At 35.7% G+C, this 20,596-nt stretch carries 18 protein-coding genes; all 18 read right to left on the bottom strand.

From position 1 onward, the window contains the following. Positions 1-62 precede the first annotated feature (62 nt). A complete protein-coding gene (locus WAA20_RS03325) occupies positions 63-1,175 on the bottom strand; it encodes a DUF4422 domain-containing protein (RefSeq protein WP_073387132.1) in 1,113 nt (370 codons plus the stop codon). 27 nt (positions 1,176-1,202) lie between these two features. Then, positions 1,203-2,813 (bottom strand): radical SAM protein, encoded by a 1,611-nt coding sequence (locus WAA20_RS03320; protein ID WP_073387134.1) that lies wholly within the window; start codon positions 2,811-2,813, stop codon positions 1,203-1,205. Between the two features lie 83 nt (positions 2,814-2,896). Beyond that, entirely contained in the window at positions 2,897-4,216 is a 1,320-nt protein-coding gene (locus WAA20_RS03315; protein WP_073387135.1) for a glycosyltransferase family 2 protein, read from the bottom strand. Continuing rightward, positions 4,216-5,388, bottom strand: coding sequence for an SPASM domain-containing protein (locus WAA20_RS03310; protein ID WP_073387137.1), 1,173 nt, complete (start codon positions 5,386-5,388; stop codon positions 4,216-4,218). The genes WAA20_RS03315 and WAA20_RS03310 overlap by 1 nt, the downstream gene beginning before the upstream one ends. A gap of 267 nt (positions 5,389-5,655) precedes the next feature. Then, complete coding sequence (locus WAA20_RS03305; protein ID WP_073387138.1) at positions 5,656-6,807, bottom strand: radical SAM protein; 1,152 nt, start codon at positions 6,805-6,807, stop codon at positions 5,656-5,658. Positions 6,808-6,914: 107 nt separating this feature from the next. Then, the gene (locus WAA20_RS03300) at positions 6,915-7,997 is read right to left on the bottom strand and encodes an FkbM family methyltransferase (protein ID WP_073387140.1); all 1,083 of its coding nucleotides are present in this window, start codon (positions 7,995-7,997) and stop codon (positions 6,915-6,917) included. A 9-nt stretch (positions 7,998-8,006) separates the two neighbouring features. Then, complete coding sequence (locus WAA20_RS03295) at positions 8,007-9,245, bottom strand: GT-D fold domain-containing glycosyltransferase (protein ID WP_073387141.1); 1,239 nt, start codon at positions 9,243-9,245, stop codon at positions 8,007-8,009. A gap of 30 nt (positions 9,246-9,275) precedes the next feature. Beyond that, the gene (locus tag WAA20_RS03290; protein ID WP_073387143.1) at positions 9,276-10,994 is read right to left on the bottom strand and encodes a hypothetical protein; all 1,719 of its coding nucleotides are present in this window, start codon (positions 10,992-10,994) and stop codon (positions 9,276-9,278) included. An 81-nt stretch (positions 10,995-11,075) separates the two neighbouring features. After that, positions 11,076-11,678 carry an acyltransferase gene (locus WAA20_RS03285; protein ID WP_034485682.1) on the bottom strand — a complete coding sequence of 201 codons (603 nt, stop codon included), beginning with the start codon at positions 11,676-11,678 and terminating at the stop codon, positions 11,076-11,078. 49 nt (positions 11,679-11,727) lie between these two features. Next, positions 11,728-12,804, bottom strand: a complete 1,077-nt coding sequence (wecB, locus tag WAA20_RS03280; RefSeq protein ID WP_073387144.1) for a non-hydrolyzing UDP-N-acetylglucosamine 2-epimerase — start codon at positions 12,802-12,804, stop codon at positions 11,728-11,730. Between the two features lie 43 nt (positions 12,805-12,847). Further along, a complete protein-coding gene (locus tag WAA20_RS03275) occupies positions 12,848-14,236 on the bottom strand; it encodes a glycosyltransferase (RefSeq protein WP_073387146.1) in 1,389 nt (462 codons plus the stop codon). 13 nt (positions 14,237-14,249) lie between these two features. After that, positions 14,250-15,152 carry a polysaccharide deacetylase family protein gene (locus WAA20_RS03270; protein ID WP_073387147.1) on the bottom strand — a complete coding sequence of 301 codons (903 nt, stop codon included), beginning with the start codon at positions 15,150-15,152 and terminating at the stop codon, positions 14,250-14,252. Further along, the gene (locus WAA20_RS03265) at positions 15,145-16,059 is read right to left on the bottom strand and encodes a hypothetical protein (RefSeq protein ID WP_027207422.1); all 915 of its coding nucleotides are present in this window, start codon (positions 16,057-16,059) and stop codon (positions 15,145-15,147) included. The genes WAA20_RS03270 and WAA20_RS03265 overlap by 8 nt, the downstream gene beginning before the upstream one ends. A 13-nt stretch (positions 16,060-16,072) precedes the next feature. After that, entirely contained in the window at positions 16,073-17,200 is a 1,128-nt protein-coding gene (locus WAA20_RS03260) for a radical SAM protein (protein ID WP_073387149.1), read from the bottom strand. Positions 17,201-17,213: 13 nt separating this feature from the next. After that, a complete protein-coding gene (locus WAA20_RS03255) occupies positions 17,214-18,185 on the bottom strand; it encodes a hypothetical protein (protein WP_073387150.1) in 972 nt (323 codons plus the stop codon). Between the two features lie 32 nt (positions 18,186-18,217). Continuing rightward, the gene (locus tag WAA20_RS03250) at positions 18,218-18,379 is read right to left on the bottom strand and encodes a hypothetical protein (protein WP_338802182.1); all 162 of its coding nucleotides are present in this window, start codon (positions 18,377-18,379) and stop codon (positions 18,218-18,220) included. A gap of 5 nt (positions 18,380-18,384) precedes the next feature. Continuing rightward, positions 18,385-19,446: a hypothetical protein gene (locus WAA20_RS03245; RefSeq protein ID WP_338802181.1), complete on the bottom strand. Its 1,062-nt coding sequence runs from the start codon at positions 19,444-19,446 to the stop codon at positions 18,385-18,387. A gap of 18 nt (positions 19,447-19,464) precedes the next feature. Further along, positions 19,465-20,595, bottom strand: a complete 1,131-nt coding sequence (locus WAA20_RS03240; RefSeq protein WP_073387153.1) for a DegT/DnrJ/EryC1/StrS family aminotransferase — start codon at positions 20,593-20,595, stop codon at positions 19,465-19,467. Position 20,596: the final 1 nt, after the last annotated feature.

The following is a 20,596-nucleotide window of genomic DNA, read 5'->3' as shown; positions in this document are numbered from 1 at the left end:
CAAAAAACTTATCTATTATTAGATATTTTTGTATAGCCTATTTCTTTTAAAAATACCTTGCATTAAACATAAATCTCTTTTTGCACATGGTAAATCTTAAGACCTGCAGGATTCGTCATAAAATAAATGTTAGTCAGAACCTCAGCAACATAAGACAAGGCCCTTGTGTCCCTGATGTCAGGAACATCTCCCTGCATAGTCTCCATATACCCTGTGATCTCGAAAAACCACCTGCAATACTCGTCAAATACATCATTTCTTGCACAAACCATGTTGTAGGTGTACTGATAAGGCCCGTTTAAGACCTTGAGATAATCATCATATTCATCAGGATGTACGTGTTTAAGTGCTGTAAAAAGAGCTTTGCGCACATCTTCGCGGACAAACCTTCCGAACTGATATAATTCACTTGGATAGCAAATGTACGGAAGCGGCAATACCACGTCCACGTCATTTCTCAAAAGCTCAGGCCTTACCAACAGGTGCCTTCTGTAATGCTCTATCCCCTTCCAGCCACACTTTATATTCTTCCAAACCCAGTAACTTGCTGTCATCTCGCAGTACTGCCTGTTCTTTAAAGAAATGTTATCTCCGGTATTGTCTTTTAATTCGGTTATCTCTTTATCCGAAAGTGCAGCTCCTGCCTGAATAGGATATTCGTATTCTTTCAAAGAAGGCTTTGACGATAATATGCTGTCCCTATGGTTACACACTTCGTACATACGAAGATCAAGTTCTCTGGCTGAGGCCCTAGCTTTCGTCCAGTCACTGCAATCAGGAGATAATCCCCGAAGCGCTTCAAGCGTAGGGAACCTTCCTATATTTTCATAATACTTTGACATTAATACATGTTCTTCATACTGGGTCAGAGCCAGAAAGTTTGTATATCCATTATCTTTAAGAAATGGGATTACTTCTTTTTGGACAAGCTCCGTAACTGCTACAAGGATGAACATATCCTTAGGACATGCATCAATATGGCAAACTTCTATACCATCTATCACCTCAAGATTTCCATTAAGACCTTCCTGGGGCTTGGCATCTCTACTTCCCACAACAAAAAAATCAGGTTTTCTGCCCGTAAGCCCATTTATGGCTGTATATGCGCCAAAGGCTATAACCTGAGCTCCGTATATGGCAAAACTGTCTTGTTTTTGAATTTCATCAAGTACCATATCGTGTCCTGTTTATCTTATAATCATTCAGATTTCATACGGCATAATGATCTTTTCTTTTGGTATACCCATCTGCAATGCCTCATCACAAATCTCATCAAACCTTGAATAATGGGCGATCATCAGATAGTCAAACTCATCGCCGTGATCCCTAAGATACTCCGGCGCATGAACCCTTGCTCCGTAGAAATCAGTATTTTGCTTCTCTTCGTCCTTATCTACCGCAAGTTCCAGTATTCCGCCAGAACTCTTAACTGTATCAGCAAGAAAGCTTCCGGATAGGCCCATCCCCCAGATGGCATATCTCTTGCCCTTTTCAATAGAATCTCTATGCCACTCAAGAACCTTGTCCGTATCAGCAATATCGATCACCTTCTCAGGAATCCACAGATCCACAAGCTCCTTAAAGCTACTAAGAACCGATATCCTGTCAAAACCAAGCTTCTTGATCGAAATGGCATTTTTATTAAATAGATAGTAGTCACCGCCTACATGCATTGTACCAGGGTTCATGACACACCCACGCATCATGTCCTTAACCCCCGTTTCTTTGGACTTATCCTTGGTAAACAAGATCCAGCCGGCGGCGCTCTTCATAACACTATTTAACTTATCTCCAAATCCATCGCCATCTTCTATATAGACAGTATCAAATTCATCAGTATATAAAAGAGATTTCTCGGCATTAAACCTGTCTTCGTAATGCTCAACGTACTTCTGTGTTGCAAAAAATCTTTTGCCAGTTGCCTTGTCTCTATCGTCAATCTTGCCATCTTTGATGTCCACAAGGTGCGTACGACCAGATTTAAGCCTTGGGCTTCCTATTTCCTCTAGCTTTTTATACATGCTTGGAGATACGTCATCAATCTCATCGCTGGACTTTCTCATAAAGGTCTGAAGCGGGAAGCCGCAGTACTCGCACCACCTCTTCTGATCCCCAAAGTCTTCAGGCTTTCTCTTCCACCAACCAGGCTCAATAGGCCAACCTCCTGGACCATCAAACAACATATCCATAGCTGCTGCCACTTCGCAGAAGAATGCTCCCTTAGGAGTTATCGTAGCCGACCATGCACTTTGAAGCCAGCAGTTATCACGAATAGAAATCCACTCCTCATCAGAAATCCCAAGATCTTTCCTTGCAAAAAGACCCGGCTGATGGAAAGAAGGATTGATGTGATCATTAAGAAATTGAACCTGAAAAGTATCCTGAATCATCTCGTGGTATTTGTGATAATTACCACTCGTATTAGAATAGATGCCTATGCCCGCCCTTTCAAAAGTCCTTGTGCCATCCGGCTTTGTAGCTATTCTGTGACTTTCAAATTCCTGATGAAGGAGCTCTTTAATGAACTGTTTCTGGGGATAAAAGAGCCTCTTTTGCCTATCCTGTCTTGGATACCTTGTCTGAAGATATTCCATAAAGCGCTCAAACTCAGGATGAAGCGTAGGTTCGCCGCCTATAAGCGCAACAAGCCCAGGGAAACCTTCCATGGAGTCAACAGCTCTTTTGAAAGTCTCAAAATCCATGAAAAAAGGCTTCTTGTGATTGCCACAAAAACGCGTGCAATTAGAGCACCGCTCTGTGCAGGCGTTGGTGATGTCTATAAGAACTATCTGCATATCTTGTGGTGAACGCATAGGGTCCTCCTGTGTGATGAGATATTCAGCAAACAGTATTGCTCTGACATTTCAAAGGGCTTTAAAGAGTAGTTCTGTTATTTTTAAAAAGATTTCATCCCAAAAGCTTCTAACGAATTTTCACTTTTTATTAGATTTTCATCTATTTCATATATACATTTATCAGGATATTTCATTCTTAGATCTTTCATAATGCTATATCTGTTTTCCGCAAAAGATATTGCAAGCACGATCTCATCAAATTCAAGTTCCGAGATTACACTAGGAGAACTGGCCGGAATTCCCTGCTTTTTAAGTTCCTCATAGTTTCTATCTACAAGTGCGACCACCTTGCAAAATCCCGTTTTCTCACAATATCGATATAACCTTTGACCATATTCTCCGGCGCCGTATATTACTATGCGCTCTCCTTTATGAACATCAGGAAATGGAAAAAGATAATCAAGATCATTGAATCCATCTAATAGCAAATCTGCTCTAGGTACTGACAAGAACAATATATAATCTCGCCACTGTCTGCACAGATCGTCTATAGCATTTCCATCCAAGACATATCTACTAGTATCATCAAAAGCTTCACTTTCACTAATAGTCTTACTATCTCTACGTATCGCGCGCTTTCTGATCAATCCCAGCACAGAACTATACAGCGTCCTAAATCTCTTCCTCTCAGTTTCCACGTCAGAACTGGTACTAGTCATAGAAGTTGTAGTCTGCCTGTAATGATAAAAAGCTTTGTGAGTTATATAGAGACTATCGCAATCTAAAATATACGGATAAGTGCAGGCTGCATCCTCTCCCATTGTTAGAAGATCATCAACATCCATCTGACACTTTAAAAGCTTTTTACGTTTAAAGATCCTGTCCCACATGTTGGGCGAAATCCCCCAGCGAAAGAACGCATCATTTACGATCATATGCGGAAGGATTTCCTTTTCAATACGGCTTCTGTCATATCTTCCTTCGGAAAAAGCCTGCTCGATCTTTCGACTAGAAGCGCCGGTATCCTTGTACCTAGCCGCAAGTACAATATCAACATTTTCATAATCCATAAGACCTGCGAGATACTCAAATGCCCCTGCTTCTATCCAGTCATCACCGTCAACGCATATCACATAATCGCCGGACGCCATTAACAACCCTGTTTTTCTTGCTCGTACAAGGCCTTCGTTATCTTTGTGGATCACCGATACTCTTTTTTCATTAGAAGCATATTCATCGCAGATAGCTCCGGAATCATCCGTCGAACCATCATCCACGAGTATAAGCTCATAGTCAGTAAAGGACTGACTCAGTATACTATCAAGACACTCCCTTAGATATGTAGCGACATTATAGATTGGCACTATTACTGACAGTTTAGGCATATACTTATTCTCGCCGCCGAAGTTTTTATATCCCATCAGCCCCCAGTGAAGGTATCACACATCTTACAATTTCCGCAGTATTTTCTCCCTTTATAAAGAGCTTCACGAACCTTCTTAAACCTTGTTCCGAACCATACATCTTTTATGCTCTCGGTCGTAAGATCCCCTAGGGTAAACTTACCTGTTGCATCATTACAACATAGCGACACCTTGCCATCAGGCCTTACGATCATCTGCTTATATGGAAGAACGCACCTGTCATCGGAATAATCTCCGATTGTCTCTCTGTTAGGCGCATCGCCGCCGCGGGATGTGAGTATTTCATTAGGTTTTCTTAGAACTATCGTAACCTTCTTATTAAGCTCAAGCTCTGGATTCAAGTCCACATACTCTTTAATCTCCTGACAAGGCTTTATGAGCTTTAGATCCTGCTGATAGTTATCTATTACCAGTTCGTCCAGAATATCTGTAAGCGCTATAAACTTGTCGATAGTCATGAGCGTTCCATTGGAAAAAAGATGCATTCTCGCCTTTGGAAGCTTAGCTCTCGCATATCTATTAAATTCAATTATCCTCTCATCAAGGAGAGGTTCGTTGTTAGAAAAAGTGGTGAATTTACCTGAATAATCCATTGCAGAAAGCTGATCAACAATAGAATAAAAGAGCTCTTCACTCATCTTAGTTTCTTCTCTTGGATCAACATTTCGATTAACAGGGCAGAACGCACAAGTTCCATTGCACCTGTTTATAGTTTCAATTTCTATATGATTAAAGAGCTGGTCCTTACCATAGAGCTCTTCAACTTCTTCAAATACTTCTTTTCTTGAGTAGCGGAGCTTCTCAGACTCGTTCCACTCCTTTTCGGAAGATGCTTCGTGCACACTCTCATAAGGATTAAAGACAAGTTCCGGCGTCTCATAATAACTAAACAAGTAGTTTCTAAAAACCTCATAGTCGCTAATACCATGCGCCGCAAGATCCTGCTTCATACTGGAAATATACTGACTTGCTATAACAAAGTGATACTTATCCTTGTCCGCCTCAATCTTGTCGAACCCCACTATCTCTTTGCCATTACAAAAAGTGCCGTGCTTGGCGGCATTATTATCCAGAAAATATGCAACCTTCTCATCTCCCATCATCTTAAGCGCCTGCTGACCATGCATTCCGGCACCGAAGATGATAACCTTTTTGTCAGTTGCTGGCATAGTGGAGCCCCCTCGCATGTGTTGGACTGTGACATTTATATTTTATCACATTTTCGTTATAGCCAAAAACTGTGCATACTCTGAAGCCAATATTTTATTGATTATTTATAGAATTAATTAAATACATATAGTAAATATTCCATGGGCAAGGTACTCTATGGACTCGACAGACTCGATATAGTTTTGTCGAGTGACTCGATACCAGGAGTAATTTTAATTCTCAAAAATTTCTCAGCAACTTTAAATTTAGATGAATTGTGTATATAGTCACGTCCATTCATCTAAACTTCTAGTTGTATGTGTCCACTCTCGAGCGACCCTATGTTCATTCTGATTACAATATCTGCAAAAAGGTATGGGGTGTCTTAAAAAATCCAGGATTTCATCTGCATCTTGAGCACTATAGATATCTATTGAATCTTCTTTTGAAACTTGTAAATCCATATTGAAATACTTATTGAATTTATAAATTGCTGCAGGTCTTGTACACGTATATAACCTTCCATCGCGTAGCTTTATGCAATTATTAGCCTCATAGCAATGAATAAAACTATCTTCAGGATTTTGTTTCCCTTCAACATCTACCCCTATATTACTCATATACTTATAATCTTTGGAAGTTCCTGCAAATTGAAACGGTACATCTTTTCCTTGAACATATGACTTCAATTCATCATAGTTAACCCCTATGGGATAACGTGTAACGATTATGCCTATTTGCTTGTCTCGACAAATACTCCAAAATTCATCGTTCATCTTTTTAAGTAACAATCCATTGGTAAAAAGATCTATCTCTGAATCTTGAAAATTATTACGCGCAATACACATACATTCCGTCACTTCTTTATGCAGTAACGGTTCTCCACCAATTAAATATATTCTCTCTGCTGTTCCATCAAATAACTCTCCCAGTCTCTTAAAATCTTTTTTCAATTGCTCTACATTAACAAACTCAGTTTCTGCTAATGGTGCAAACTGAGAGCAACAGTTACAATCAAGATTGCAATGCATAGCAAGATCAACTTCAAATTGTAATTTATCAAGCTTTTTGCATTTCTGAGCCCAGAGCACTTGTATCTCATGCATCAAGCTCTCTTTCGTAACTCCATACAGGATTCTTTCGCTTGGAACACCTTTGTTTATTAGGATTTCCCGCATCACCTTTTCGTTACTGAAGCTTGCAATTACTACTATGGCATCTGGTAATTTCTCTAATGCTTCGTCCAAAGATACTACTTTTTGATTTTTATATTCTACTTGTTTATTACTATCATTATCTGCAAGAATTACTGGAAGATCCGGATAGGCATCAACTATCAGATCATATAGATAGTCTCCGATAATTGAGTGGCTCCAGACTATAACTTTTGTATAATTTTGTAGACAATTAAAGAAGCAGCAATTTGAAATCCTATTCATTTTTTCACTAAATCCTATTCTGAATCAAATATTCAGCAGTATAATTTAAAACTTGTCGCAAAAACAACCATAAGAATCATTAAATTTCCTATACTTCAGAGCAATCATTAATTGCTAATTTCAGCTCTCAGAATTCCATGTACCAACCTTGGTTCTTGCTGTAAATTATCAACAAAAACCATATATCCCTTAGTATTTTGCATTACAAAACTATAAGGTTGTAATATATTTCTTATTTTTACCTCATCGTCATTATTATGATATGCACATACAACCATTTTCAAACAATCTACTCTATTAAAAAAATCATTACCGCCTTTTAGAGCATCCACCTCCGCCCCTTCTATGTCCATCTTAACAAATTTAATATTATGCTCTTTTGTAAGACTATTTATACTGACATGTGAACTATCATCCATATCTGATAGGTATTTGTTAATTATAATAATCTTCTCCTTCCAAGGTTCAAATGTCTTCAATAATGCTTCATTCCAGTCACTGTCTGCTTCTACTAATATTGCTTTTTCAGCTTTTTCAATTATTTCCAGTGTAAAATTACCCTCTGCAGCACCCGCATCCAAAACTATTCCACCATCAAACGTAAAGTTTTCATCCAAATATCTATGTGGTGATTTTTCATCCTGTTCAATATTCAGATATTTTATATAGTGTTCCGCTTGCCTCTTGGTTTTATAATTCCTATTCAGATATAAACGCTTCCCTTGATATAATCCATAGTACATACCGCAAGAATCATCGAAGTGGCACTCTGCACGGCTATGTAACTCAACAAAATCATAATTAAATACGCCTAGCTTGTCATTCTTTTCTATGTTATCAATAACTTTAATCGCATTATCATCGCATAATTCACGAGAATGGTAAAAATCGAGTAATTCCTTACGCATCCAATATGTCCAATGTCTAATCTTTTCTACAGGTATTCGTAAATCATTACATAGCTGGTGATAGACTTCTTCGTAATAGATATCCCCTACACATATAACTATTGCGTCAAATTCTTGATTACATATATCTGTTGGAGGGATTATGCTTACGTTGTCTATACTCTTCCCCCACTTAGCTTTGTCATTATCTGACAAGTTCATAATCTTAATATCTTTTCCCAACAGATAGTTATATGTTTTTTTATAGATATCCCCTGTTCCAAAGATTATTATTTTTTCCATACTTACCGCTTATTTTATGATTTCAACAATCTGCTCTTCATATATTGATTTATATGGTTCTGAAATATCTTCATATACTTCTTTATCAATAAATTCACTTACCGTTTTATAACTAACATCACACTTGTCTTTCGCTTCTCGTAAGAACCACTCATACTCAGTATCCAACTGACCTATATCAATTGCTCTATACCCCATTTTAGCCAAATCAAATACAAGAATCGTAGCTGTAGGCCCTATAACGCATATTATCAATCTTTTATAACCATATTTTTTCGTTGCTTCAATAATAGCGTCATATTTTGAAAATGCATTTTTGTCAGGGACTAAAAGCCGAACAACACTTGTTGCTCCATCCATTAAATCATTGCTGACTCCAAACCTGGTATGCTCGCCTTCAACAATTAGCACATCTTTACCTGACCATATTTCCTTAATATGATCAAACTTCCGTTTTATTACACCGAATGATTTATCACGATATATATAATATGGCCTAGAAAGGTAAGCATCGTAATAACACCTATGCATATCAAGTAACGACATATGGTTCTTCCTAACTTCAGGAGACATGTAGTGTCTTATGGCGTCTGCAGCCTCATCTGTATACTTGCTCAAGTCACCATAGTTATCAGCAATAGCTATCATGAGGTTTGGTAATGATTTTTGTAAAGCCTCACAAAGTCTATTGCCAAGCTTTTTATCAAGAACCTGAAATCTGGGTCTGTTACGCCCAAACATCATTTCAAACTCTCCATCGCCAAATCGCGTAAGACTTTTCTCCTCACCAATCAGGATATCTATTGTTTTGTCGACATCTATTATTGTTGGCAGCTCGTAGCGCTCTTCCAATTCCTTGGCATTCGCCTCATAATATGCATTATCTGCTCTGGGAATTTCAACTTCCTGTTGATATTTCCACATAAGTTCAGATTTCCATCTGTGCGAGTCAAGAACCGAATAAAATATATCTTTTTCTGCATCTTCCCGATCAAAGAAGCTTATTATTCTTTGCCGTCCTATTCCTTGCTTCAGTAGGTCACTGCGCACTACTTCATATTTCATAAGGGTGATTATTATAAAATCAAAATCCTGTAACAACTCATCTTTCTTTATGATAGATATTCCATCACCACTAACCTTATCTTGAGCATAGTTATCTATGTAGGCAATTATCTCAACCTGTTCAAGCAAACACCTCTTAACATATTTAAACCCAAGACCCCTTCCATAGATATATACTCTCATGCTATACAGCTCCTTGTAGACAAGCTATACTTATTCTATTTCCAGTACTTCATCAAACACTTCTGCCAGTTGCTTGGTTAACCCCTCTCTACTAAAAGACCTCACATAATCATCAGGCTCTTTTATTTGACTTAATCCATCCTTCTGCCAAGCATTGTATTTCTCTACTATGAATGATTTTATCTTTTCTTTGTCTTTCATGGTCGCTGTGATACCACGATCATGTTTTTCAATCATTTCATAATGAACTCCATATGGACTAGAAATAGAAAGGATTGGTACTCCTGTTCTTAAATATTCAAATACCTTACCTGAATATATTAAATACGCCCCTTTACCATATGCACCAAATATGACTAACACGTTGGCTTTCAGTATTGTTTTTATGCTTTCTGAATGTGGTAAATAACCACTAAAACTAACTATGTCATATTTGTCCAAATCCACTAATCCATCTATTTTTGTTGGATCACTGCCATTAAATACAAATTGAAAATTATTAGCATTTACCTTGCCTTCATCAATTAGTTCATTTACCAATTCCAATAACGGACAAATTTCAAAATGAGAATAAAAAGAGCCGTTATGAACCAGCTTAAATGTCTTGCTTTCATCGCAATCATTTATTTTTACACAAAAATCTTCTTCGTCATATCCGTTAGTTATACACTTTGTTCTTATCGTCGGTATTATATCTAAGAAATTTTTACATATAACCTCTGCTATAGAAGTCACATAATCCGCATTGTTAAGTAACGCCACTTCCATTTTCTTTTCAAAATCACGTCTACCCATCCTGAAACTATAAAAAAGTTTCATGGTATCATCATCGAGACACCACGGATCTCTGTAATCTAGGACCCACTTTATTCCATACTTCAATTTAATATATGCTCCAAATAGCGCAGAAGAGTACGGACCTATGGTTGAAAAAACAATAGAAATGTTATTAAAATCAACTAACTTCTCAATCTCTTTAGCACAGTCGAAAAACCAGGTTACATCGTTATCTGGTAAAAACTCCCACTTATCTCTTAATATGGTAAAATAGTCTTCTATCCATTTTCGATCCAAACCAATTGAATATAGTAAATTTGAAAATAGCTTGATATCGTCAAAAGACACTTCTTCAGGATAGTAAGGTTTTTCTTGAATTCTAATTATCTTAACATCTTTTATTTCATCTAAAAAACTGAGATCTATGGGTAGAATAGTTTCACAATTCCCCTTGGTAACAACTATTGGTGTGTATCCAAACTTACTTAGATATTTTGCAAACTTCAAAGCTCTTTGAACTCCACTTCCACCTATTGGTGGAAAATAGTTTGCACATATTAGAACATTTTTGGTGTATGAATGAACAGATTTATTTGAAGTACTGTCTATTTTTTCAAGTTTATCAAAAATATATACCGGAACTTCTCTCGGCAATTTTCTTAATACGAATTCTCTTTTTCTTGATACAAGATTTAAGTACTGAGCAAAATGCCATATATTATTTATTCCCATTCCATACAATTGAAAAGCAACCTCATTATATCTTTTAACAAGTGCTATTACCACTATTGCATCTTTTCTTTCCAGTATTTTTTGAGGAGGTCTCACGTCATAATCTCCAAGACGATTCCACCACTTCATCTCACTATTGTCGCACACAAATAAAACTTCATTATTTTTAGAAAGATATTTACAAGCGTACAATCCATTTTCTGAAGCCCCAAATACAATTATCTTCTTGCCATGCAACATATGGGATTACCTCATCCACGCTAACGACTTATCTATTACCATTTTTCTGATATGAGTTTCTGTTTTTGGAGAAGAATACTCCTACTTTTCACCATTCACATAAGTACTTCTAAGCATGCCATTAATTAATAAATATTTTTTTCCGCAATCTGGACAAATGTACTTGCTTCCTAGTACCTTCCCACATTCACACACCCACCCAATTTGTTTTGCAGGTATTCCCGCAACGAGAGCATATGGTGCAACATCATGTGTAACCACCGCCCCCGCTGCTATCATAGCATACTCACCTATAGTACATCCGCACACTATTGTGCTATTAGCCCCAATAGAGGCATCATGTTTCACCCGGGTATTGTGATAACATTCATGTCCTTTCGGCATTCTAGCCCTTGGCGTAAGATCATTTGTAAAAACCATTGATGGGCCACAAAAGACATAATCCTCAAGCTCTACGCCTTCATACACAGATACATTGTTCTGAATTTTGACCCCATTACCTATTATCACATTATTAGACACATTAACATTCTGTCCGAAGACACATTTTTCGCCAATCTTTGCTCCTGACTGAATATGCGAAAAATGCCAGATTTTTGTTTCTTTTCCTATTTTAACGTCTTCATCAATACAAACAGTTGGATGAACATAGTATCCATTTATTTCTTTTAATTCATTTCTCATAAACATTTCACCAGTACTTTATAAATCGGCCATTTTTCTACAAAACTTTCTAAAAACCACTTTGTAATGCCATAATTATTTTATTTGCCGCATTTCCATCACCAAAAGGCTGATAGTTGCTATCTATTACCATATCTTTGCTTAGTTTATCTATAATATCTTCAGCATCGGGTCTTGCTAACTGATTCATATTTCCTATCATCGTTTCCGGCCAACAAACAAAATTCAAAACTGTCACGCATTGCTTTTTTGCAAAGAAAGCCTCTCTCTGAAGTCCGCCAGAATCTGTAACGACTTTTATGCAGTTCCTGACAAGAGCCATACTTTCCAAATAACCCACAGGCTCAACTACAACAATATCCTTAAATCCATAATCATTAATTATTCTAAGCACACGCTCCCTGTTCCTCGGGTGAACGGGAAATATTGTTTTTTCTCCCATAGATTCCATAGCCTTAAAAATCTCAGTAATCGACTTATCACTAGTATTTTCTTCTCTATGACATGTTATATAAAAATACTTCTCAGGTACTTCAATCTTGTCAGAACTGCCAAGCTGAGTAAGATAAACATCTCCAACATTCATATTTCCACTATACTTAACGTATACATCGTACATTGGATCTCCGACTAGAAATGTTTTATCAGAAAGTCCTTCTTTCTCCAATTCTTTAACTCCTGCATCAGTACATGCCAATAGCAAGGTCGACACGTGGTCAGTACAAATTCTGTTAATTTCCTCCGGATTTGTAATACTATGAGTTCTTACTCCTGCTTCAATATGACAAATAGGTATATGCAATTTTGCCGCCGCCAGAGCTGCTGCCAAAGTTGAATTAGTATCTCCATAAACCAAAACACCGTCTGGTTTTTCATTAATCAATACCTTTTCTATTTCGATCAGCATCCTGCCTGTCATTTCGGCATGTGTTCCACCCGATATACCTAGATTATAATCCGGGAATGGAATATTTAATTCCTCAAAAAATTGTTCAGACATATTGTAGTCATAATGCTGTCCAGTATGAATCAATACTTCCTGATAATGATTCCGGAGTTTTGGAGAAATCACTGCAGTTTTTATAAACTGGGGACGTGCCCCAACAATTGTTGCAATCTTTTCCATTATACCTTTCCAAAATTTTTTCTTAATTTACTAAATATCTCAATTACTTAATAAGCTTTCTATATAATCCTATTAATGCTTCTGCTTGATCTTCCATCGTAAGCCTATTGTGCTTAACAAAGTCGTCTGCTATCTCTATTTTTGACACTTTATTGAACTGTTCCAACACATCTTCATTCCAGTTAATAATCCTTCCAACCCCATATTTCTCAATATAATTTCTATGAAATAAGTGATCACTAGCGGCAATCGGTAATCCTGCTGCTAAGTATTCAAATAATTTGTTAGAGCTAGTCGTATCTAATTTCACTTTATAGCATGGTAATTCAATAAATGTACATAACCCTACATCATATTGTGTCATGGTCTGTATCAACTCATAGATATCAGCATTGCCTTCATAATGAATAAACTCACTTAAAGAATCAATTTTTTGACAATAGCTCTCCTTGAACTGTGTATAAAAGTGCACATGAATCCCTAACGATGCCAGCAATTTCCACTGTTCTTCAAAGAAGCGAAAATGATTACAATCATCCGACAAACCTCCTTCATAAACACAATGAATCTTGCCATCAATAGAACTTAGCTTCGTCAGTTTCTTTTTGGGTAACGCATCGATAGATGGGCGATTTTCAAGATATATTGCCTTTCTCCGATCTGTATGGTACCTTTCAATTGCCATTTCCATACACATCTTACTTGCATATATAAATCCATCACTTTTTGTATTTGCAACATACTCTAAAGCCATATTCTCAGCATTCAGATTATCTCGTAATGATATAAAATCATGGCAATCGTGTACAACAGGTTTACCACATCCGCCAATTAAAGAAATCAATATATCTGGTTCATTAGAACAATGAATCAGATCATAATCGCTATTTTTTACATATTCCAAAAAATCTGTATAAGAAAAAAAGTGGATAACCTGCTCATAATATGTTAATGCCTTTCGCGCTTGTTCCGACATCTTTCCAAAATATGCAAGTGAACACTTTATTCCATTTCTATTAAGCAATTCAGCGAATTTATGCGTTCTTGTGCATGGATTAATCTGTGCAAACAAAACATGTTCCTGTACATCATTGCTCTTATAAGGCGTATTATATTCTCTTATTTCATTAGCTATATCCGATTCGCCGTAACTATAGATTAATCCTGGTTCCACAAACAAAGAAATTTTTGTAACCCCCATCGAAATCAATTGCCGCTGTACAGTCTTGGGTTCGCGCATACATATTAGGACTGTGTCGTATTCGTACAACTTTATGTCATTAACAGAAGCTATAATATATCCACACTTATCGGTCCCAACTAAAGAAGAATTATTGTCAGTCACAGCTATTACTTGATACTTCTCTTCTATAATAGATATATATGATTCAAAATATTTTCCCGCTCCAAATATTATGCATTTTCTCTTCATTCGATTCTTCCTATTATCTAAACGCATCTTCTAATACATTTCCAAAATCATGAATTGACCAGTCTTTCACTCCTATTCTAGGCAAATACATTACATCTGAGTTCTTAGTAACCACCCCTTTATTAGAAGTCATTGCTATTTTGTATCCACATGTATCTAAAACTGACCGAACTTTTTTAGGGGCATCTCCAAAAGGATAAGAAAAAATATCAACTTTTTCACCAGTTATTTTCTCGAGTGTTTTTTTTGATTCACTAACTTCATATTCTATTTCTCTTTCATTCAGGCAAGACAAATAAGGATGTGATACAGTATGAGCTCCAATAATCCCACCCCGTTCCTTAATTCTTTTAATATCATCTATATCCATTATTCTATAAGAACTACGTACGCTATTCCGAATCCCCGCCCATTCACGAATCTTAATTGATATTTCATTCCATTCTTCACATGATGAAGTCTTGTATATTTGCTGAAGTGCTCTATAGAATGCAACCCTATTTTCAAGGCAATCCGTCATGAATACTTTTTGTTCACCATCAATTATTAATTTACACTCCTCGTGAAAAACTTCTGGCTCAAATGCAACTCGTGTAACAACATCAGTCCAGTTTTCATCTCCTCCCCAGATATTTTGTGTTGTAATGAGGCATGTATAATTAATCTCCATCGATTCTAACAAAGGCACAGCATTATTAAATACATCTTTATACCCATCATCAAAGGTAATTGCCACTGCATTTCTGTCTCTCTTAAAGGCTGATCCATCATATATATCATAAATCGATATAAGATCATATTTTTCTAGCAACATTTTCAACTGCGCTTCAAAATTACCGGGACTTACATTAGTCAAATTATAATCAGTTTTTTGCTCATTTATTCTGTGATAGTACAATATTACTACTTTATTCATACTTATCCTTATACAAGTCCACGACTATGCAATATACATCTTTGCTTGATTCATTATTGACACGATGTAGATAACCCTTTGACAAATCGATTTCTTTTTTATGTAAAATCCCGTCCATTGAATGATAACAAAGCCAATCAACATACTTGAATTTTGTTTTTTCTATCTTTTCTTTTAAAACATCATAATTCGTATACCATATGCTGCCTCCAATCAAACCGGTCTTCCCATATTTTATTGCATAAGTTTCTCCGGCATCATATAGAATTTTTCCATTTTTATCTGTCATAGCTCTGTTTTTTAAAAAGGGACTATAATAATCTGGAACTGATAGTCTAAGTTTTCCACCTGGTCTTAAAATTCTATATATTTCGTTAAGGGCTGGCAAAACATTTTCCTCTCCTATGAGTTCAAATACGCATTCAGACTCATAAGAAGCAATACATGCGTTAGGTAGCGGGTAAGGTTTTGTTACATCATGAGCTATATGCTTATCGTCGTTTTGTGTTATTGAAAGCCCAAATAAATTATCATTGTTTAGATGCACATCATCATTAATGTCTCCTGCATAGAGAGTAATATCCTTACTTAAATCCAATTTTTCGAAAGTTGCCCATGGATATTTTTTAATCCTATTATCTAAAAACACGCCTTCTATTCTGACATTATATTCTATACATTCTTTGATAATTTCATTGTAGTGCTGAATTGAAGCTATAATTACAGAAACACCCTTAATATCAGATACTTCTTTAATGCTCATTATCTTATGACCATATGTATAATTTCCTTGTTTATATTTGGAATTATCCGCAAATCCAATTAAATTATATCTAGGATCATCTTTTATTCTTTTTGCTAATATAGTCCCATAGTATCCATATCCAAATATCACAATATCAATCATCGCTAGTCTCCATCTAAACAATCTTGTCTGCACAAAGCATTTCTTCAACTTTTACTTTGCCACTTGTTCTTTCCCACTCATAATACTTTTCTCGCCCACAATACGCGCAAGTTTTAATTGGATTATATAAATATTCGTGAATTACTTCTGGTGTAATGCTATCATCTGATAAATCTAAAACATCTTGTGGGATTTCGGTTCTAAAATAATTATTAAATATGCTAATATTCATTGTGATAGGGCATTTAGCCAATTTTCCTTTTTTCAGAACAAAACAGTCTGAATTAACACATTTATTTAACATTTTATGCGAATCTGAGTTCCCTTCTATATTTAATTGCGTCCAAAATTCATCTACGGCTTTACTGAGTTCAAACTTTATTTCCTTATTTCTCATAAATTGAACGATATCATCAATCTTATCTTTCATTGGTGGGTATAGCGTCATCCTAACTATTGTCTGTGTCTCTTTTATTGCCTGAACAAGTTCAGTAGAAATCTGTTTTAATAAAAGACCATTTGTCAAAACTATAATTTGCGTATCTGGATAATAGCTTTTAACCACATAAATCAGCTTATATAAATCTGTATTTAGTAATGGTTCTCCACCAAGAAATGAAAATGTTCCTATTCTTTCAATTTTCGAAGATAATAATTCCAAATCATGCGTAAATTCATCCGCGCTTTCTTGATTATCATTATCTATTAGGTTTGAGAAATGGTCACACCGTTTACAATTCAAATTACATTTTTCCGACGCTTCAAAAGATAAGTATTGCACAAACGGCACTTTATAACACTTATAATCTGAAAATTTAACAAGTCCCTCGAGTTTTTCTATGAAGCTCTTAGTTTCAACAATCAATACATCTTCTGCCTTGACTCCATTTTTTCTTAAATCATTTTTCATAGAACGTATGGTACTTAGTGAATAATCAGGAATAATTATTTTAAGTATTTCCTTTTGCTGATACATTCGAAGAAAAGAATATAACGAAACCACACCAATATTATCTGTCTTAGTGCCAATTTTGCTCACATTATTATCAACAAATATAACTTGATCTACATCCTTCTTCTCCAGCAATTTATAAAGTATTCGTATACCATATTCTGTATATCCATACACAGCTAACTTCATGAACATTGCCTCTCTATTCGCAAATGCCTATCGATCTAATATAGTTTTCTAACGTATATATCTGTTTTGATTCTGTGAAAATCTGTGACACATGCTCGATCCCTTCTAACAGATTTATATTATTCAACACATCCCTAACTTTCTGAGACAGTCTCATATGTATTCTTTCAATTTCATCCAATTTTTTATTATATATAATCCATTCGTTATCCCGGTTTGAATATAGCCATATGTAATCTTCAAGCTGTAAGACATAAGAATAGTTAGGTCCTTCTCCACTTGAATAATAATTATTTATGATTTCTCCTCTTTGTCTTACTTCTTGAGTTGATAGATTTATTGAAAATATCATATTTGAATATCTCGGAAACACAATCACCTCATTGTCTATATATGCTATACCAATCCCTGGATAATACTTATTGTATGCTATTTTAAAACCATTCGGTTTTTTTGAAATACGTTTTTGCAACTGATAATCCTTATTCAAAACTACAACGTCTCCGACCCCTGTTTCCAATATCACAAATCCATCACTTATTTTCTTGATAATTTGAATTCCTTTACCTCCACACTCAATTTGATGTGTCTCAACACTAAAGTCTTTCTTTCTAATACATACGATCTGTTTTTTCTCCACGCTAGGCAAAAACACAAATTCTTTGTCTTCATCAGAATAATTCCCCCAAATGTTGTTTCCCAACGATATATTAATCAATTCCATATAATTTAAGCTAGTGTCACATTTAATAAGCTTATTAGGATTATCGTTTGTAACCATGTAAACTACATGGTAATCACTATACATGTAAGCAATAGAAGAAGGCCTACCATTAGTTCCTATAGGCAAACGAAAAACATCTTCTATCTCATGTGTTACCATATTAAATTTAAACAGAAAATTGTACCATGCAGAGCAAAACCACATATAGTCATCAATAATAGTTCCACTAGTAATGCAGTAATTTCGAATACTATCACTCATACTGATTTACCTTTCCTTAAAAAAACAAATATTTACAAATCGCTTAAATACTTATCAAATATCGATGTTAAAGCAATTGATCCTTGATAATTTACATGTTGCTCATCTCTCCATAAATAGTAATTACTTGATATCCTTTTTTCAGATTTTAAATCCAAATAATATATTGTTCCTCCATCAACAAACTCTTCCATAATTCTTATAAATTTCTTTTTTCAGATATCATGTGCTTATTCTCAGCATGAATATCCTCAATAATCCTATATCTAGGAATCAATGTCAGTATTACTTTAGTTTGAGGCGCCTCAGTCTTAATTCTCTCGATCATCTCTTTAAAAATTATATAATTCTCTTTTTCTGTCTTCTTGTACCTCTTATCGTTTAAAGATGATCTTAGAAGTAACTTTGCTGATACTTTGGGAACTTTCTCTATATGCCCACTATTCGAAAACTCATTAGGAAAATCCTCATATCCCAATCCCATAGGACCAATATCACTATAGTATTTCCCTATGCTCATAAATACTTTCTCTTCATCAAAAACGCAACTTCTCTTAATTAGTTCTTCTTCTTTTCTATAGGGATAATAAGCTGGATATTCTTTAAATTTTTCTGCCAATTCAGCATCTATATCATTACCGTAGCAAAAATTCAAGTTGTAATTATGAATATCCGGCACCCCTCCAAATATCCAATAGGGCAAAGCAAATGCACTCATACTAGTATCAACGGAGAAGAATGAATAATCATACATATCGATAATAATATATTTAAGCGCATCAAAGTTACGCTTATACAAATAAAAACATTTCTTTAATACCTCATTATGATAGTATATGTCCTCTGATGTAGTAGCTAAGTTAACCCAGTTCCCGCTTAAATACTTAGGGTTGATTCCGTATGCTGCATGACTAAGGCCGATTATCACACCGTCATATTTTGTATGCATATTTAAACGCATAACCTTACTTATTTTATCTTCATGAAAAATCTCAAAAAAAGAGATTATTTTTTCTTTTGAAATCCCCTTATTATCTATTGTTTTAATTATGCTATCTCGAACTCCCCGGTCTCTCGCTGTTATCACTATATAGTCAAATGTTATGGCATTTATGTCTTTTATAAATGGTATCGAACCAAAACTATCAAGGTCAGAAAAGCTATCACTAATTCCAATAATACTATTTTGTGGTTTAATCGATGTAATAATATATTCTGTATATCTATCAATGCCATATATCAAAATGTTTAATCCACTCATTATCCATCTCCCGTTTTATCATGACTCATGAAATTTTTTGATTTCTTCAACAATATATTCAATCTCGTCGCTTGTCAGATATGGATGGAATGGAATTGACAAAACCGTATCAGCGAGCTTTTTACTACACGTAAAACCTTTATCATCATATTTATAGTTAGAAAAAGCCAACTGTCTGTGCATAGGCTTTTGATAATAAATCATTGAGGGAATACCTTTTTCTTTTAAATAAACCTGAAGACCATCGCGTTCTTTTTTATCACTTAGCTGTATTGTATATTGCGCCCAGCTCGAATAATAATTCTTAGCAATAACTGGCGTCCTGACTACGTCTGCTAACGCTGCTGTATATATATTTGCTATTTCCTGCGCTTTATCAAGTTCTTCATTTATAAATATTGGAAGCTTCGCATTTAAGACAGCCGCCTGTATAGAATCAAGTCGGGAGTTCATTCCGATCCTAACATTGTCATATTTATTATCGCCTTTTCCATGAACGCAATAGGATCTGATAAGCGCTGCCCATTCATCATTATCCGTGAATATTGCTCCACCATCTCCATAGCATCCCAGTGGTTTAGCAGGAAAGAAACTGGTTGTAGAAATATCCCCAAATGAGCAGGCTCTCTTTTCGCCAATTTTTCCTCCAAAGCCTTGCGCACCATCTTCAAGTAGTAGAAGCTCATGCTTTAGGCAAATATTTTTGATTGCTTCATAATCAGCCGGAAGTCCGAAGAGATCCACTGCAATAACAACTCTTGGAACAAGCTCCCCTGTATCTTTGATTTTCTGTATCTGATACTCCAAGGAATTGACATCAATATTAAATGTATCTTTTCTTACATCAACAAAAATTGGAGTCGCACCGACAACTGAAACCACTTCGCCAGATGAAAAGAAGGTGAAATCAGGAACAAATACAGCATCGCCAGGCCCAATCCCCCACGCCATAAGTGCAAGTTGTAATGCATCTGTCCCATTTGCACAAGAGACGCAATGCTTAACACCTACACAATCTGCCAGTTTCTCTTCGAGTTCTTTTACCTCTTTTCCCTGAATAAAGGTTGTCGAATCGATTACAGTTTGTATTCTTTTATCGATGTCACTCTTTATGTGATTGTATTGTCTATTTAAATCTCGAAATTGCATC

It is taken from the genome of Butyrivibrio fibrisolvens (genome assembly GCF_037113525.1).
Taxonomy (GTDB): Bacteria; Bacillota; Clostridia; order Lachnospirales; family Lachnospiraceae; genus Butyrivibrio; species Butyrivibrio fibrisolvens.
This window is presented reverse-complemented; position numbering and strand designations above follow the sequence as displayed.